This window comes from Chryseobacterium sp. JJR-5R (genome assembly GCF_034047335.1).
GTDB lineage: Bacteria > Bacteroidota > Bacteroidia > Flavobacteriales > Weeksellaceae > Chryseobacterium.
In genome coordinates, this window is record NZ_CP139137.1 from 3,409,554 (window position 1) to 3,422,829 (window position 13,276).

Annotated in this window: 17 protein-coding genes; 8 read left to right on the forward strand and 9 right to left on the reverse strand. The window is 39.1% G+C overall.

Annotation, left to right across the window (positions count from 1 at the left end; translation table 11 throughout):
- Positions 1-6: 6 nt before the first annotated feature.
- The 4 genes from SD427_RS14935 to SD427_RS14950 all read right to left on the reverse strand — a co-directional run bounded on the left by SD427_RS14935 (position 7) and on the right by SD427_RS14950 (position 2,617).
- Positions 7-567, reverse strand: a complete 561-nt coding sequence (locus SD427_RS14935; RefSeq protein ID WP_320558594.1) for a 30S ribosomal protein S16 — start codon at positions 565-567, stop codon at positions 7-9.
- Positions 568-767: 200 nt separating this feature from the next.
- Positions 768-1,280, reverse strand: a complete 513-nt coding sequence (locus tag SD427_RS14940) for a nitroreductase (protein ID WP_320558595.1) — start codon at positions 1,278-1,280, stop codon at positions 768-770.
- A gap of 175 nt (positions 1,281-1,455) precedes the next feature.
- A complete protein-coding gene (locus SD427_RS14945; protein ID WP_320558596.1) occupies positions 1,456-2,091 on the reverse strand; it encodes a DoxX family protein in 636 nt (211 codons plus the stop codon).
- 76 nt (positions 2,092-2,167) lie between these two features.
- A complete protein-coding gene (locus SD427_RS14950) occupies positions 2,168-2,617 on the reverse strand; it encodes a hypothetical protein (RefSeq protein WP_320558597.1) in 450 nt (149 codons plus the stop codon).
- Positions 2,618-2,891: 274 nt separating this feature from the next.
- Between SD427_RS14950 and SD427_RS14955 the strand changes: the two genes are divergently transcribed.
- Positions 2,892-3,251, forward strand: a complete 360-nt coding sequence (locus tag SD427_RS14955) for a DUF805 domain-containing protein (RefSeq protein WP_320558598.1) — start codon at positions 2,892-2,894, stop codon at positions 3,249-3,251.
- Between the two features lie 33 nt (positions 3,252-3,284).
- Here SD427_RS14955 and SD427_RS14960 read toward each other — a convergent pair whose 3' ends face one another.
- Positions 3,285-3,485 (reverse strand): hypothetical protein, encoded by a 201-nt coding sequence (locus SD427_RS14960; protein ID WP_320558599.1) that lies wholly within the window; start codon positions 3,483-3,485, stop codon positions 3,285-3,287.
- A gap of 556 nt (positions 3,486-4,041) precedes the next feature.
- On the opposite strand from SD427_RS14960, the gene SD427_RS14965 reads away from it, so the two are divergent.
- From SD427_RS14965 to SD427_RS14985, 5 genes are all read left to right on the forward strand, one after another.
- Positions 4,042-6,099 (forward strand): M3 family metallopeptidase, encoded by a 2,058-nt coding sequence (locus SD427_RS14965; protein ID WP_320558600.1) that lies wholly within the window; start codon positions 4,042-4,044, stop codon positions 6,097-6,099.
- A gap of 104 nt (positions 6,100-6,203) precedes the next feature.
- Positions 6,204-6,761, forward strand: a complete 558-nt coding sequence (locus SD427_RS14970; protein ID WP_320558601.1) for a hypothetical protein — start codon at positions 6,204-6,206, stop codon at positions 6,759-6,761.
- Positions 6,762-6,935: 174 nt separating this feature from the next.
- Positions 6,936-7,661 (forward strand): hypothetical protein, encoded by a 726-nt coding sequence (locus SD427_RS14975; RefSeq protein ID WP_320558602.1) that lies wholly within the window; start codon positions 6,936-6,938, stop codon positions 7,659-7,661.
- A gap of 39 nt (positions 7,662-7,700) precedes the next feature.
- A complete protein-coding gene (locus tag SD427_RS14980) occupies positions 7,701-8,084 on the forward strand; it encodes a hypothetical protein (RefSeq protein ID WP_320558603.1) in 384 nt (127 codons plus the stop codon).
- A 161-nt stretch (positions 8,085-8,245) separates the two neighbouring features.
- Positions 8,246-8,911, forward strand: a complete 666-nt coding sequence (locus SD427_RS14985) for a hypothetical protein (protein ID WP_320558604.1) — start codon at positions 8,246-8,248, stop codon at positions 8,909-8,911.
- Between the two features lie 117 nt (positions 8,912-9,028).
- Here SD427_RS14985 and SD427_RS14990 read toward each other — a convergent pair whose 3' ends face one another.
- The 3 genes from SD427_RS14990 to panD all read right to left on the reverse strand — a co-directional run bounded on the left by SD427_RS14990 (position 9,029) and on the right by panD (position 11,182).
- Positions 9,029-9,604 (reverse strand): TerD family protein, encoded by a 576-nt coding sequence (locus SD427_RS14990; protein ID WP_320558605.1) that lies wholly within the window; start codon positions 9,602-9,604, stop codon positions 9,029-9,031.
- Positions 9,605-9,786: 182 nt separating this feature from the next.
- A complete protein-coding gene (locus SD427_RS14995; RefSeq protein WP_320558606.1) occupies positions 9,787-10,827 on the reverse strand; it encodes a lysylphosphatidylglycerol synthase transmembrane domain-containing protein in 1,041 nt (346 codons plus the stop codon).
- Positions 10,828-10,831: 4 nt separating this feature from the next.
- Positions 10,832-11,182, reverse strand: coding sequence for an aspartate 1-decarboxylase (gene panD, locus SD427_RS15000; RefSeq protein ID WP_056217906.1), 351 nt, complete (start codon positions 11,180-11,182; stop codon positions 10,832-10,834).
- A 401-nt stretch (positions 11,183-11,583) separates the two neighbouring features.
- Between panD and SD427_RS15005 the strand changes: the two genes are divergently transcribed.
- Positions 11,584-11,901 carry an HU family DNA-binding protein gene (locus SD427_RS15005; RefSeq protein WP_320558607.1) on the forward strand — a complete coding sequence of 106 codons (318 nt, stop codon included), beginning with the start codon at positions 11,584-11,586 and terminating at the stop codon, positions 11,899-11,901.
- A gap of 91 nt (positions 11,902-11,992) precedes the next feature.
- On the opposite strand, the gene pdxH is transcribed toward SD427_RS15005, so the two are convergent.
- Positions 11,993-12,637 carry a pyridoxamine 5'-phosphate oxidase gene (pdxH, locus tag SD427_RS15010; RefSeq protein ID WP_320558608.1) on the reverse strand — a complete coding sequence of 215 codons (645 nt, stop codon included), beginning with the start codon at positions 12,635-12,637 and terminating at the stop codon, positions 11,993-11,995.
- Between the two features lie 24 nt (positions 12,638-12,661).
- Between pdxH and SD427_RS15015 the strand changes: the two genes are divergently transcribed.
- Entirely contained in the window at positions 12,662-13,210 is a 549-nt protein-coding gene (locus SD427_RS15015; protein WP_320558609.1) for a YqgE/AlgH family protein, read from the forward strand.
- The last annotated feature ends 66 nt before the right edge of the window (positions 13,211-13,276 follow it).

Consider the following 13,276-nt stretch of genomic DNA (forward strand, 5'->3'; position numbering starts at 1 on the left):
ATTGTCTTAAGCTTCAGTGTTTTCTTCAGTAGACTCGGCAGCAGGTGCTTCTCCTTCAGTAGTTTCTTCAGCAGCAGGTGCGTTTGCAGCTTCTTCAGCAGCTTTGGCATCCGCATCAGCCTGTGTTGCAGCAGCAATTCTGGCTTCATTCACTTTAGCTTCAGCATCTAAAGCAGCTTTCTTAGCGTCAGCCTGAGCTTTCGTTAAACCTTCTACTTTACCTTGTACTTTTGAATCTTTGGCTTCTACCCATGCATTGAATCTTTTTTCAGCTTCAGCCTCATCAAAAGCACCTTTGGCAACACCACCTTGTAAGTGTTTTTTGTAAAGGGCACCTTTGTAAGAAAGGATCGCTCTTGCAGTATCAGTCGGTTGAGCACCGTTGTTTAACCACTTTACAGCAGAATCAACGTTCAAATCAATAGTTGCAGGGTTAGTAATTGGGTTGTAAGTTCCAAGTTTTTCGATGAATCTACCATCTCTTCTTGCTCTGGAATCTGCTACCACGATGTGGAAAAAAGGCTTACCTTTTTTACCGTGTCTTTGTAATCTGATTTTTACTGACATAATGTTTGAATTTTACGGGAACTCGTCCCAGTTAAATATTTTAAGAGTGCAAAGATAGTAAAAAACTTTAAAGTAAAAACACCCAGGTAAAAAGTTTTACAAATTCAGATTTTTTCCGGAAGCCGGGAACCTGCTCTCGCTACTCGCTTTTTTCTTCTGCAAAGAAAAAGAGCTCAGACAGGCCGCTCAATCAGGGCTATCTATTCCAGGTTACCCATGTAAAATAATCCCAGGCATTTCTGGTTTTCCTCAATGACCAGAGCATTTTTTAACTGATCAACAATTTTCGGGGAGCTCCAGTAACACCCGATTCCGTTTGCAGTACAGGTAAGGTACATGTTCTGGACAGCCATGGAAACGGCTGCGATTTCTTCCCACTCGGGAACCATTCCGCTGAAATTAACCACAATGGAAACAACGGTATCTGCTTTGTTGATCTTGAAGCCTATATCATTGTACTTTTTTTCCAGAAAAAGATGTTCGGGCTGGGAAGCTTTATAGATGGCCTGCATTTCCGAAGCCAGTGCTGCTTTCTCTTCATTTTTAAATACTTTAAAACGCCATGGCTTGGTGCGTTTGTGATTAGGTGCATAGGTTCCCGAACTCAGAATCCCATCAATAATATCCTCAGAAATTCCTGTTTCCGTATAATCTTTCGGGAAGATACTTCTTCTCTGCTCTATAATCTCTTTTAAAACGTCTGCTTTATTCATGAGCACAAATTTACGGTATGTAATTCATATATCATGCAGGGCATGTACGGCCTGTTAAACATCAGGTATGAAATTTTATAAGCTTTTACATCTGATTGACTCTACGTACCAGATTGTATCTTCATTTTAAATCTGATGAAACCTTAAATCTGCGGTAAATTATTTAAAACAGATTCTAAGCGTCCATTATTAATTTCCTGCTCTTGTATGCCCTGTAATTGCTTACTGTAAAATTCATGAGAACTCCTGAAACCAATATCCCTGAAAGCCATTGTGCATATATATTGTCTTTGATAACTCCTAAAAGGCAGATGGCTGTAAAACAGACCGCGTATACTATTCCGGCATTGATCCACTTACGTGCAGGATCGGGAAACTTATCCATTCCTGGTGGTGTATTATAATTGATAATCGGAAGCAGTTTATGTTTGTCCCAGATCAAAAGTATTATTACGGCAAACATCATCAGGGAAGTGATGATCCAGGTTCCGTTAAATGACATGCTGAGGGTGATGATCCAGATGTTGGAAATGATCGCAAAGAACATCAGTGCGCCTAAAGTAGCGTAACGCTGGGTAATCAGCAGTATTCCGGCAATGACCTGTACCCAGCCCAGGAAATTCCAGTACATGCCCGACTGATATAAAGCCTCAAAGAAATAGCCCACCGGATTGTCCGTCTCAATAGTAGTAAACCTGTGGCCCATTACTTTTACCAATCCGGAAGGAATAAAGGCAAACCCGATTAAGTACCGAAGATGAATAATAATCCACTGATTAATTCTGTTTGTCCGAAGCCGTTGAAAATCCATATATTAGTATTTTGCATTGCAAGGTACCAAATAAAAACAAAACTCCAAATAAATTTGAAGTTTATGATGATAAAATTTATAAGACCTCTATGATTTTCTGGTAAATATTATTGAGGGTAAACTCGTCACCGGGCCTCATTCCCATCATTTTTTTTGCCATCGGGCTTTCGGGCGAAATTGCATAAAACCGGTCGCCTTCAAAAAAAAACTCACCCAAAGAAACGGAAATATAGAAGCGGGCTTTATTGGTAATGACCAGTGATCCCAGCTGCACTCTTTCGGTTGAGTTGTTCAGTACTTTGGCCATATTGCTCTTCAGATCATTCAGGGCTCCCAGCTGCCGCTGCATCTGGTAAATTTCTTCCTGCATTTCTTCACGCATGCTGTCATATTTCGGAGTCTTCTTGATATCACGGCTTGCTTCCAGGGTAAATTCCATGAAATTTTTAAGTTTCTGAATTTTTTCGGCAATGGCGGCCTTTACATAGTTTCTTATATTATTTTTTTCAAATACGATCTTCTCCATGAATCTATTCTTTATATAAAGATAATATTTTTTAAATAATATGTATTTGGCCCGGCATAAAATAATGCTTCAAAATCTCTCTCATAGACAGTATAAATTTTAGCATTGAAACCCTGAAAAAACTTTTAATGCTGAATGTTCAGCAGGTTTTAATGCATCTGAAAACCTGTATAATCTCTGTTAGCTGCGGTAATTATTCAGTGAAATGAATTTTATAGGAGGTTCTAAAATTTCAAAATATTTTTTACATTTGCCGCTCATTAAAAACTAACCCATGTTTAAAAACCCGTTTTCATTTGAAGGAAGGATAAGAAGAACAGAGTATGGATTATCATACTTAATTTATTTAGCGTTTTACCTTCCTTTTAACATGTATCTGAGGACCAATGATAATCCTTCAGAAATCCTGATGATCTTATTCCTTATTTTACTGATCCCTTTGATATGGTTCAATCTGGCACAGGCAGCAAAAAGATGCCATGACCGGGGAAACTCCGGATGGTTCCAGATTATTCCTTTTTATGGCCTCTGGATGCTGTTTGGAGACAGCGATTACGGGCCGAATACATACGGGCCTAATCCTAAAGGAGAAGGAAACTACAGTTCAATCAACGAGATCGGCGAAAAACACTAAGCTTAATCAGCCCTGTATGCGTACAGGGCTTTGTTATTTTCCAACCAGTACTTTCGGGTTACTTAGGCTTTCTCCGTAATATTTTCCCATCTGGCAGTCCATCAGCGGGCGCATTATTTTCATCTTGGCGTCCTGCTCGGTATCCATAGTTCGGGCTACTTTTGCAGCATTCCCCTGCGGAAATAAAATAATTTCAGAAACAGCTTCTCTTTCAAAGGGTCTTATAAAGGTCATTCCTGTTTTCTGCCTTTCATTGAAAACCAGTTCCTTAATCCCCTGGCAGATTGCTCAGGCATCGTCATTTTTACTGTCCCAGCAGTACTTATCGCCCACCTGCCCGGAATTTCCGGTATATGTAATGTTCATTTATATCCTTATCCAGTTTTATCCAGGGATTCCATCGGTTAAAAGCTTTCATTGAGCTTACCTTCGGCCAGACTTTATCTTCAGGAGCATTCAACACCACAGATTTTCATAATGATAATCATTGCTGAAAGTCAGCATAGCTGTTACAGCATACGCAACAATTAACAGAATAAGGCACCAAGGATTTTGAAGACTGTATTCATAGATTGTATTGTTTTTGGGTTAAATTCTGATGACGGGACTTTAGTTTTCCGCCTGTTGCCAAAATTAATTATTGAAGCATAACTTTACTTTCTTTTTCTTATGACAGGATTTACCATGATACATCATTTTGTCACATCTGCCGGCATGGGCATTATTTTTGAGCTATTAAGCTGTAGAAACATCCCTATGTATTACATTTACAATAATTAAAAATTATCATATGAATATTTTAACTGAAAAATTCAACACACCATATCATGCTGCGCCATTCAACGCGATAAAAAATGAAGATTACCTTCCTGCCTTTAAGGAATTGATTCAAAAGTCTGAGGAAGAAATCGATACAATTATCAATAATCCGGAGGAGCCAACCTTTGAAAACACCATCGAAGCACTGGCCTATTCAGGAGAGCAGCTGGACCGGGCGTCCAATGTCTTCTTTAACCTGAATTCGGCAGAGACCAGTGACGAGCTTCAGCAGATTGCCCAGGAAGTATCTCCGGTTTTAACGGAATATTCTTCAAAAATCTCCCAGAACGAGGCCCTTTTCAATAAGATCAAAAAAGTTTATGACCGCAAAGATCAGTATGACCTGAACGAAGAACAGCAGATGCTCTTAAATGAAACATACAAAGGCTTTGTGAGAAGCGGTGCTCTGCTGAATGAAGAGGATAAAGAAAAATTAAAGAAAATCAGTATGGATCTGTCTTTAAAGTCGCTTCAGTTCGGGCAGAATGTACTGGCTTCAACCAATAGTTATTTCAAGCACATTACCGATAAAGAAGAGCTGGCAGGAATTCCCGAAGCTATTCTGGAACAGTATGCCGAGGAAGCAAAAGAAAGAAACCTGGAAGGCTGGGTTGTAACGTTGCAGTACCCAAGCTACATCCCTTTTATGACCTATGCGGAAAACCGGGAACTGAGAAAGGAGCTTGCACTGGCCAACGGCAGAAAATCTTTTGACGGCGGCGAATTCGACAATCAGAGCCTCATCAAAGAACTGCTTCAGCTGAAACAGCAGAAAGCTGAATTGTTAAGATATAAAAACTATGCAGACTATGTTCTGGAGGAAAGAATGGCCAAGTCTCCTGCCAAAGTGATCGATTTTTTAAATGAATTGTTAACCAAAGCAAAACCTTACGCCGAAAAAGAGATCGAGGAATTGAAATCTCTGGCAAAATCCGACGGTATTGATGAAATGCAGGGATATGACCATGCTTTTTACGCCGAAAAGCTCCGTAAAGCAAAGTATGACCTGAATGACGAGGAATTAAAACCTTATTTCCCTCTGAACCAGGTTCAGGATGCAGTCTTCGGTTTGGCAGATACCTTATTCGGGTTAACTTTTGAGGAAAGAAACGATATTCCGAAATACCATGAAGAGGTAAAGGTGTATGAGGTTTTTGAAATAGGAACCGGGAAACCGGAGGATGGAAGTGACCACTCTGAAAAAACCTTCAAGTCTTTACTGTACGTGGATTATTTCCCGAGAAAAGGCAAAAGAGCAGGCGCATGGATGACGAGCTATAAAAGCCAGTATATAACGGCAGGCGAAAATTCCAGGCCGCATATTTCCATTGTCTGTAATTTCAGCAAACCAACCAAAGATACACCGAGCTTACTAACATTTCAAGAGGTGACTACCCTGTTCCATGAATTTGGCCACGCGCTCCACGGCATGCTTGCAGATACACAGTACCCTACCCTTTCCGGAACTTCCGTGAAATGGGATTTTGTGGAACTGCCTTCGCAATTCCTGGAAAACTTCTGTTACGAGCCGGAATTCCTGAAAACATTTGCCCGGCATTATAAAACCGGGGAAGTTTTACCGGACGAGAAAATTGAGAAAATCGCACAGTCCAAAAACTTTATGGAAGGATACCAAACCTTAAGGCAGATCGGTTTCGGATTGCTGGACATGAATTACCATACCAAGGTTGAAGAACTGGAGAATAAGACGGTGAAAGAGTTTGAAGATGATTATACCAGAGCTACACAATTATACCCTGCCAATGCCGAAACAGCCATGAGCCCGAGTTTTTCCCATATTTTCCAGGGCGGATATTCTGCAGGATACTATTCTTATAAATGGGCAGAGGTTCTGGATGCCGATGCGTTCCAGTATTTTAAGGAAAACGGAATTTTCAATGCTGAAATTGCGACAAAATATAAAGTCCTTCTTTCTTCCGGCGGCACCAAAGACCCGATGGAACTGTATAAGAGCTTCAGGGGAAGCGAGCCTAAAGTAGAGAGCCTGCTGAAGAGGGCATTTGGGTAAAAATTAATCAGCTTCCGGATTTTCCGGAAGCTTTTTTATTATCAATGGATCAGAGGATTCATTTTTGCATTAAATAATTTCATGATTAATCTTAAATTTATTCAATGGTTAAAAAAATTATTCTTTTTGTGCTGATCTATGCAGCGTTGATTACGATAATTACGCTTACCGTGCCTCAGGACAGCAACACTTACCTGATTGTAATTACGGTCTCAGGCTTGCTTCTGGGTGTTCTGGTTATGCGCGAAGTATACAAAAAATACTTTACCGCTTTCCCGAAGAACCAGAATATCGTATACGGCAGTTCAAACCATGAAAGCCTGAATAAGATTTCACAAAGGCCGTTTTTGTTCGGTCTTGAAAAAAAGATCATTTCTGAGGATGATTTTTACTTTGACGATCAATTTTTTTATGCCATTAACAAAAATAACCAGGCCGCAAAATTCAGCCTGACAGACATTACGGAACTCGGCAAAACATCATACCAGATCAACAACAGCAGGATCTGGCAGGTTAAAATTAATAACCACGGTGAGGAGTTGCTTTTTAAATTTGCACACAATTATTCTGTCTGGAACAGGAACTTCCTCCTTTTTTACGATAAATTAAAAGAAATCAATCCGTCTGCAATCCGGTCAGAATGGAATTCCTGGAGCATGTAAGAAATGACTCTAAAAATACGTAGCTTTATAAGGTTTATAGACTTATAACTTATTTTTTGCCTGATGTGAGAATAATTCGTTAATACAAATTAGTTTAGAGCTTTTTATCCGGTTTAACGGTAATTTATCCTTAAACAATTGAAGAGAGTCCAGAGTAAATCATGACCATAACCGATGATTAAAAAAATTAAAAAGTTTTCAGATGCTTTCTTTACGTTCCTGGGAGTTATAGTAGTTGCTGCGCTTTTGGTATTTTATATATTCATAGAAAACCCGGTAATCTATTTTTTGTATGCTTTTATAATCGCGGCGGCTGTTAATTTTAAAAGATTAAGATCCATAAGAGTTGATTTCAGGAACATAATCAGAGATTTTTCAGTCATTCTAGGTATTGTTTACCTGGTAATTATTACCATCATGTCCCTTTCTCCCTTTCTCACGATTCAGGAATTTAAAATTTCCCACTGGAACTGGAAGACTGTAGATGCCGGAGAAATAAAAGCACTTCCTTCCTGGGACAGCGGCTACAAAAGGATGGGAAATGCTTATGCTGATGTTTATTATACCTATCAGTCCGGCAGAACATTATATAAAAAGACGGAATCTGAAGCTTTAAAAAGATATTACCCGTTCTGGAACAGCCAGGAACCTGATGAGCTTGTCACAGCGTTTTCCCGGTACATTTCAGAGAAGATAAAACAGGAAGAATTTTCCGTTTTTTACAGTCCGGAAAATCCCAGGAAAAGCAAACTGTTCCTGTCCACAGATCTTTTTTACTTTCAGGGCTCTTTATTTTACAATTTCATAACAAGCTTCGTTACGATGATCATTGGCATTATGGGATTAATAACCGCAATTATTTTATTTTCAAACAGGAATACATTGGGAAAATTCCGTTAAGCCTGAATATAAGTATTTACAATTTCGTAATTTTACATCATGAATACCATTACCCAGCGATTAAAAAACGTAAAAAAACTCCAGGCCAAAAGATGGGACAATGAAGACCACTGGGACCAGATCAATGATCTTCTGATTAAAGAACTGGATGAAATTCTGCTTATTGAGCCTCAGAATACTTCAGCCCTAGTTAGTATCGGGGCAGTTTACTCGGATATGGGAGAAAATGAAACGGCACTAAGCTATTTGGAAAAGGCACTTAAACTTGGATCTGAAGATAAAAACCTGTTTATCAACCTGTCCATTGTCATGGTGTATATGGAAAAGCACCCGGAAGAGTACCATGAATATCTTGAGACCGCCGAAGACAAAGCTGAAGACCCTCTGACTTTCAAAGCCTATTTTGACCCTCAATCACATTAGGAAATTGATTACAATGATTCAATTGAATGTAAAGTATTGAAAAGTGTAGAATGAAATGCGGTTTTTATATGGATACCATTTAATTTTCTATACTGACTTATTTAAAAAGCATCCTGCAATGTAATAATAGTCCTTTATGTCAATTTTTTTGCTAACTTAGTATGGAAAACATCAACAACCGAGGCTTTCACAATACTATGGCAGAAAAGCTTTACTTCATAAAAATCAATCCTGTTGCCGCAAAGATCAATCTGTACAACAGGCTCTGCCGTGAAGAGGATCATCAGGTACTGGATTTTCTTGGAGAAGATAAAAAGACAAGCCTGGAGCTTATCCGGAAAAAAGTCCGGGAAAATGCTGAAGGCCTTTCAGGAGAAGAGCTTCTGGGGATTGTTAACTGGTTCAGTACGCAACATGCTTCAGATCCTGAAGAAATGAAAACCCAGCTTTTCGTACACGGAATCGACCTTTTTTATGAAATTACCTCCTCGGTTCATACAGAACATTTCCTGCAGGTTCTTTCGGATTATGAAAAAAATTCACAGATCACGATCAGCCATTTTACGGATTCTGAAAACTTCAACCGGTTCTTAGTGTATGGAATCTTTTTTACCGGTCTGGTGAACAAAGAAAAAACTGAAAATGATTACCTGTTTGAAACGCTGAAATCCGAACATGCAAAAATATATTCCCTTGCTGAAAATGAATATCATGCCAAGAACCCGGCACAAACTGTTCCTGAAGACCTGTATGACTATTTCAAGAATTTATTTGACAGCACCCGGTTCTATAAAGGTGGTGTGATTAAACTTCACAGCGATACATAAACAGATTCTTTTCAGTTCACATTGTCATTAGGTATTGCTAAAATTGTACGCCTGACGAATTCTTACTGATAATATGAATTTACCTCCGCCATCGCAAAGATCTCTAGATTACCGATTTTATTTAATGATCTGGCCCTTGTAATATTTTTCAAGAAAAAATGCCAGGTCTGCACGGTAACCGATTCCGGAAGCCTCAAATTTCCAGCTCCCGTTCTTTTTATATAACCTCCCGAATTCCACGCCTGTTTCAATGGAAAAATCTTCATCGAGCTCATATTTTGCAATTTCCTGATGGCTCATATGGTCTATAATTCTGATGTATGAATTTCTCACCTGCCCGAAATTCTGCTTTCTTCTCTCGTAATCTTCAATGGTTACCACGAAAAGGATTTCAGTTACCCTGTCATCTACTTTATCAAGATCCACAATAATGGCTTCATCGTCATCGCCGTCGCTGTTTTTGCCGCTCGGGTCGTCACCGGTATGGGTAAGTGCTCCGTCCGGAGAATTCAGGTTATTATAGAAAACAAAATAGTCTTCACTTACCAGCTTTCGGTCTCCGTCAATCATAATTGCAGAAGCATCAAGGTCAAAATCATAGCCCATCCCTTCATTCGGATCCCAGCCGAGGCCGATGGTCATTTTTGTAAACCCGATTTCTATTCTTTGCCCTTTCTGTAAATTAATTGCCATAATAATGTGGTGTAATGTGTTGCTTCATCTAAGTTAGGGCTGTTTTATAAATTTTCCAACACATTTTATCCGGAATAATGATATAAATTGTAATAACGGAACAAAAAATATTGATGATCAGTTACAGAATTTCAGTCATAAAAAATCCCGGCCATGGATGGCCGGATATCATTATAAGATATTCAATTAAGACTCTTTTTATCGATCTGTTCTTCTGAAACCCTGTTGTTCCTTGCTTTCGCCAGCATAGGGATAGAAATCAGGCCCATGGTAAGCATGATGATAATCTGTAACGGCAAAGAAATGAAAGAATAGGTAAGTCCTGTTTCACCTCCCAGTTCACCGCTTTTCCCCATGGAAATAAACAGGGCCATAAAACCGTATTTCATGGCCAGGTTAAAAGCTCCGATGCCACCGCTGGCAGGAACAATCATCCCTAAAGTCCCGACCACAAGGATAAGAAAGCCGTCATCAAACGTAAAACCTGAAGTCTCAGGCAGCGCAAAGCATACCAGATAAGCTGCAAAATAATAGGAAATCCAGATTCCTGCTGTATACAGGATGAATTTTGCCTTCTGCTTTAATTTGAATATGGATGTCAGACCCTGAAGGATCCCGTCAATAAAACTGATGATTTTATCCAGAACCGGTACTTTAGCCAGCTTTTTCTTAAATGAGAAAAATAAAACAGTGCAGGCCATTAAAACCAAAAGAACAACGAGGATTTTATTCGTATTAAAATTGATTCCGGAATTTTTATAAAAAGAATAAATGACTTCTCCTTTAAAAATAATGGTCAGTCCCAAAAAAACAACCATACACATCAAATCCACCACCCTTTCCAGGATAATAGTCCCGAAAGACTGGTCGACAGGCACTTTCTCTACGCCGTATAAGGCCGTTGCCCGTGCCACTTCCCCGCTTCTGGGGATGGTGAGGTTCATTAAATATCCGAAAGAAATGGACCACAGAGAATTGGAATTGGAAATCCGGTGTCCCATCGGTTCCAGCATCAGGTTCCATCGGATGGCCCTGAACCAGTAGGCTGAAATACCGAAACAGGCAGCCAGCAACACCCACCAGTAATTTGCTTTTGATATGGATTTCTTAAAAGATGCATAATCAAAATCCTTAAGCGCAAGCCATAAAAAAAAGCCTGCAAAAGCAAGCGATATTACTATTGTAAGAATCTGTTTTAAGGGGTTATTTTTTTTCTTCTCCATTGAATTATGTCAGAAGATTGGTTCTTTCGTCCGGAAAGACGATCTTAGGCTGAAAGTTCTGCGCTTCCTCAGGGGTCATCTGGGCATACGCAATTACGATAATAATGTCATCCCTCTGTACTTTTCTGGCAGCCGGCCCGTTCAGGCAGACTTCCCCGGATTTTCTTTTTCCTTTGATCACATAGGTATCAAAGCGCTCTCCGTTATTTACATTCACGATGTACACCCGCTCTCCCACTACCAGACCGGCAGCATCAATCAGGTCTTCATCTATCGTTATACTTCCGATATAATTAAGGTCAGAAGCCGTAACTCTCACCCTGTGAATCTTAGACTTGAAAACTTCTATTAACATGGTGCAAATTTATTAATAAAAATTTACAAAACAGACTTTTGCCATAAATTTAAAACCAGCAGAAACACAGCTGTTTAATTACCTTAAACCCAATATTTAAAGACTTTGATTACTAAATTTATAATATATTGCGATAACCATTAATAAATAATACAAAATTCAGGATTTAATAAATGTAAAAAATAATTTATACTTATTGCTAAAGTCAATAAACATAAGCATTTGGCATGATTTTAGTGACCGGTAACGTAGATTTTTCGCTAAATTTTAAATTATCAAATTTTAACCAATTCGGCTAAAAAACGAAAAAATTATTTATTTTTTTTCATAAAAATTGCACATTTACAAAATAGTATTATATTTGCTATAATTACGAACTAACTTTAATATTTAAAAAAATTATGAACAAGTCTGAATTAATCGATGCAATCGCTAAAGATGCAGGAATATCTAAAGTTGCAGCCAAAGCTGCTTTGGAATCATTTATTGATAACGTAATGACTACGTTAAAAAAGAAAGACGGAAAAGTATCTTTAGTAGGATTCGGTACTTTCTCGGTAGCGGAGAGGGCTGCAAGACAGGGTATCAATCCTGCCACTAAAAAGCCTATTAATATCGAAGCTAAAACTGTTGCCAAATTCAAGGCAGGTGCAGATCTTTCCGCTGCCGTTGCTACAGCGAATGCTCCCGCAGCTGCTGCCGGAAAAAAGAAAAAATAATCACTTAAAAAGATTATAAAAAGGCTGTTTCAATGAAACAGCCTTTTTTATGCACTATTAAATGATACTCGTATTCTTTCTTTTATGATAATCAAGGAGCCAGCCGGGAAATTTTCCAGTCGATCCCGTTTTCCAGCTGATAGACAATCCTGTCATGAAGCCGGTTTGGTCTTCCCTGCCAAAATTCGATTTCATAAGGTTTTGCAATATATCCGCCCCAGTCTGCAGGCCTCGGCACCTCGGCATTTGTGTACTGCTCTTCCATCTGTTTAAGCTTTTTTTCCAAAAACTCCCTGTCGGGGATCTCCCTGCTTTGCGGGGAAACTGCCGCACCCAACTGGCTGCCCTTCGGCCTGGAATGGAAATAGCCGTCACTCAGATTTTCAGCAATACGTTCGAGATTGGCCTTGATGATAATCTGCCGCTCTAGGTTCGGCCAGAAAAAATGAAGGCATGCCGTATGTGTTTTTTCTATTGATCTTCCTTTTTTGCTTGTATAATTGGTGTAAAAGATAAATCCTTCATAAGTATAGGCTTTAAGCAGCACCATCCTTGTACGCGGGCAGCCGTCTTCCTCTACCGTGGAAACCGACATGGCATTGGCTTCATAAATATCAGGATTTCCACCGGCCTCCATAAACCAGTCGCGGAACTGCTCAATCGGATTTTGTTTTATCTCACTTTCAATAAGTTGGGATTTATCATACACTTTTCTCTTGTCGTGCAGGTTTTCCATAAATATTTTTTATTAAATTTGAGTATGAATTACTCATACAAAGGTAAAATATTAATTTCCACACCTGACATTTCCGGTGATATTTTTTCCCGATCGGTTGTATTGGTTGTTGAGCATAATGAACAGGGTGCATTTGGTTTAATATTAAATAAAAAAAACAGCCAGATGAGTAGCAAGTTCAAAGATTTTTTCGATTTCAAAATCGAGGTGTATGATGGCGGACCTGTAGAAAACGACAAGGTTTTCTTTATTGTCAAAGGAAAAAAAGTAACCGAAGCATTTACCGAAATCAACAAGGAATTTTATCTTACGGAAGATATTGAAAATATCATCAGTGCCGTGCTGAGCGGGGAACTGGATATCAATGATGTGAAAATCTTCTCAGGGTATTCCGGATGGTCACCTTTACAGCTGGATGATGAAATTCAGAAAAAAGTGTGGACTGTAGTGGACGTATATAATCTGGATTACACGCTGCCCAATGACCAGACCTTATGGAAATCAATCATGCAGAACCTGGGCGGAGAATACCTGCTCTGGGCCAATTCCCCTGAGGATATTTCCCTAAATTAAACAGGCTGTGAAGCGTCAGCGATTTGTAAGATTGCATTGCCTTAATTTAATTTAACGCAATTCCCT

Bases quoted from the DNA above. Each gene is read 5' to 3' on its own strand.
- SD427_RS14935 (WP_320558594.1), bottom strand. From the start codon at position 567: ATGTCAGTAAAAATCAGATTACAAAGACACGGTAAAAAAGGTAAGCCT.
- SD427_RS14940 (WP_320558595.1), bottom strand. From the start codon at position 1,280: ATGAATAAAGCAGACGTTTTAAAAGAGATTATAGAGCAGAGAAGAAGT.
- SD427_RS14945 (WP_320558596.1), bottom strand. From the start codon at position 2,091: ATGGATTTTCAACGGCTTCGGACAAACAGAATTAATCAGTGGATTATT.
- SD427_RS14950 (WP_320558597.1), bottom strand. From the start codon at position 2,617: ATGGAGAAGATCGTATTTGAAAAAAATAATATAAGAAACTATGTAAAG.
- SD427_RS14955 (WP_320558598.1), top strand. From the start codon at position 2,892: ATGTTTAAAAACCCGTTTTCATTTGAAGGAAGGATAAGAAGAACAGAG.
- SD427_RS14960 (WP_320558599.1), bottom strand. From the start codon at position 3,485: ATGACCTTTATAAGACCCTTTGAAAGAGAAGCTGTTTCTGAAATTATT.
- SD427_RS14965 (WP_320558600.1), top strand. From the start codon at position 4,042: ATGAATATTTTAACTGAAAAATTCAACACACCATATCATGCTGCGCCA.
- SD427_RS14970 (WP_320558601.1), top strand. From the start codon at position 6,204: ATGGTTAAAAAAATTATTCTTTTTGTGCTGATCTATGCAGCGTTGATT.
- SD427_RS14975 (WP_320558602.1), top strand. From the start codon at position 6,936: ATGATTAAAAAAATTAAAAAGTTTTCAGATGCTTTCTTTACGTTCCTG.
- SD427_RS14980 (WP_320558603.1), top strand. From the start codon at position 7,701: ATGAATACCATTACCCAGCGATTAAAAAACGTAAAAAAACTCCAGGCC.
- SD427_RS14985 (WP_320558604.1), top strand. From the start codon at position 8,246: ATGGAAAACATCAACAACCGAGGCTTTCACAATACTATGGCAGAAAAG.
- SD427_RS14990 (WP_320558605.1), bottom strand. From the start codon at position 9,604: ATGGCAATTAATTTACAGAAAGGGCAAAGAATAGAAATCGGGTTTACA.
- SD427_RS14995 (WP_320558606.1), bottom strand. From the start codon at position 10,827: ATGGAGAAGAAAAAAAATAACCCCTTAAAACAGATTCTTACAATAGTA.
- panD (WP_056217906.1), bottom strand. From the start codon at position 11,182: ATGTTAATAGAAGTTTTCAAGTCTAAGATTCACAGGGTGAGAGTTACG.
- SD427_RS15005 (WP_320558607.1), top strand. From the start codon at position 11,584: ATGAACAAGTCTGAATTAATCGATGCAATCGCTAAAGATGCAGGAATA.
- pdxH (WP_320558608.1), bottom strand. From the start codon at position 12,637: ATGGAAAACCTGCACGACAAGAGAAAAGTGTATGATAAATCCCAACTT.
- SD427_RS15015 (WP_320558609.1), top strand. From the start codon at position 12,662: ATGAATTACTCATACAAAGGTAAAATATTAATTTCCACACCTGACATT.